The sequence below is a fragment of the Thermodesulfitimonas sp. genome (genome assembly GCF_052743955.1).
Genome location: NZ_JBRAIN010000163.1, coordinates 1 through 2,030, shown reverse-complemented (window position 1 = coordinate 2,030; position 2,030 = coordinate 1). Strand labels below are relative to the sequence as shown.

The 2,030-nt window shown below is 60.0% G+C and carries 2 protein-coding genes and 1 pseudogene; 1 reads left to right on the top strand and 2 read right to left on the bottom strand.

Features of this window, described 5'->3' with window-relative positions; all coding sequences use genetic code 11:
* Positions 1-396: 396 nt before the first annotated feature.
* Complete coding sequence (locus ACUVTA_RS09570) at positions 397-834, top strand: hypothetical protein (protein ID WP_445952709.1); 438 nt, start codon at positions 397-399, stop codon at positions 832-834.
* Positions 835-1,014: 180 nt separating this feature from the next.
* Here the strand turns inward: ACUVTA_RS09570 and ACUVTA_RS09565 are convergent, their stop codons facing one another.
* Positions 1,015-1,608: a hypothetical protein gene (locus ACUVTA_RS09565; RefSeq protein WP_445952708.1), complete on the bottom strand. Its 594-nt coding sequence runs from the start codon at positions 1,606-1,608 to the stop codon at positions 1,015-1,017.
* A gap of 70 nt (positions 1,609-1,678) precedes the next feature.
* Positions 1,679-2,030, bottom strand: a pseudogene (locus tag ACUVTA_RS09560) (cysteine desulfurase family protein); the annotation flags it as partial.

Here is a 2,030-nt window from a genome sequence, read left to right as displayed (position 1 = left end):
GTGCACGGATCCAGCACCCGTAACATCCCTTCTCATAGCTTGTCTGCGGACCTAAAGACTTTTTTGTAAATTTAGGTCTAAAGTCCTATTGACGGCAACCGACATTTTTCGATAATGTTCTTCTTGACGTTTGGCAATTTTCGCCAAAACCAAACCCCGCTGCGCGGCAGGGGCGTAAAGCTGCGGCTTCATAGGCAACAAGAATCGCTCGGACAGCCGGGCTGTTAAAGATGATCTATAAAGCAAAACGTTAACAGAAAAAGTTCATATTTCCAGCCTCTTTACCCCACGATTTTCCCCGTGCAGCCACGAAGGCTTTCCAAGTTAAGCAGTATTTTCACTGGTCCTCCCTCGCGCCTTTTGCCTTTGGCCTGCAGCCTACTGGGAGTGAAAGCCATGAACTTCTGGCACCGGCGGAAAATCTTCACCCGCACCGTCGCCGTCCTGCTCGTTTTCGCACTTTACCTGGGCGCCTGCGACGGCCTCATCCGCAGCCTGCAGCAGGAGATGGGCGGTGCGGAACTGGCAGCCAAGGCGCGGGCGGAATGCGCCGCCTGCCGCTACAGCCTCACCGTCACCGCCCGCTGCCTGTGGACGAGCCTGCAAGACCGGTTGGCGGCCGCCGGCGCTGAATCCGTCACCGCAGCGCTGCGTGGCGCCTTCGCCGACGCCGGACATCTTACGGGACGGCTAAAGTATTGGGGCGCTACCCTTACCGGTTACCTCAACCCCCCTCCTGCCGCCCGCGGCCGCCGATCCCGGCGAGCTCATCAACATCCTGCCCGACCCCTTTTCCGCACAGGGCGGCCACACCACCATCACCTGGCGGTTTGATCTTCCCCACAAAACGGACATCATCATTTACAAGGACGGCGTCCGGGTTTATACCCTGTGCGACGACCGCTACTTCCCTCAGGGAATCAACAGCATCACCTGGTACGGCCAGACAGACAGCGGCCCGGCCCGCGACGGGCTCTACGTCGTAAAGATCATCCCCCAGGATAAGTACTCCGCTTACGTGATCACCGGCGCCGTCACCGTACGGAACGCGGCCGCCCCGCCGGCCCCGCCGCCAGAACCGCAGCCCCAGCCGCCGCCACCGCCGGCCATTACCCACTGCGGTGAATGACGCCGGCAAAAGCCCACCCACCGCCGCCTCGGCGCCCTAGGGAAAATCCTCGCCGGCCACGGCGGGAACGGACCTTGAACGGTTGACGCACCTAAAAAAGAGGCTCCGGGTGCGATAAAGCCCGGAGCCTCTTGCTGACTCTTCTGCTGGGCAGTCTGGTCGCCACGGGCCACTTGTCCGCCGCCTGGTTTGCAGCCTACCTGTGAAGGATTGAAACCACGGCGCATCTGCGCGAGGACGCGGTTTGAACCCGCCTGGACCGGAAGATCGCACCCGAACCTAATCGGGACCCAGGCCGAAAGCTTGCTTTCCCGGCGAACGGGCAGACCCTCGATAATTTCCCTGGCCTCCCGCCAGACGGCATAAAGCGACTCTTTCTTCGGCCGGACCTGCTCGATGAGGCGAGGTAATTTGTGCCGGTTATGCGTCCCTATAACCAGGTCCACGTGCGGAAAGCGCCGCCGGATATCCTCCGGCACACCCTCCTGCTCCACATTCCGTGCACTGCACGCCGGCCCGCCAGCTGGCAATACCGCGCAGCCGCTCGATTACCCCTTTGGGTCCGTAAAACTTGTGGGCGGCGATAGACAAAAGGTCGACACCGAGTTCGTTCACGTCTACGGGGATGTGCCCCACCGTCTGGACGGCATCCGTGTGCAAGCAGATGCCGGCTTCCCTGGTGATTGCGGCAATTTCGGTAATCGGTTCGATGGTTCCCACCTCGTTATTGGCATGCATGACAGAGATCAGGATAGTCTCGGGAGTAATCGCCTGCCGTACATCCTCCGGGTCCACAAGCCCGTACCTGTCTACATTAAGGTAGGTTATGCGGAACCCGTCCTTTTCCAGGAGCTTGCAAACATCCAGAACCGCGTGGTGTTCTATCGACAGGGTAATAATG

Coding starts and splice junctions, on each gene's coding strand:
- ACUVTA_RS09570 (WP_445952709.1), top strand. CDS start 397: ATGAACTTCTGGCACCGGCGGAAAATCTTCACCCGCACCGTCGCCGTC.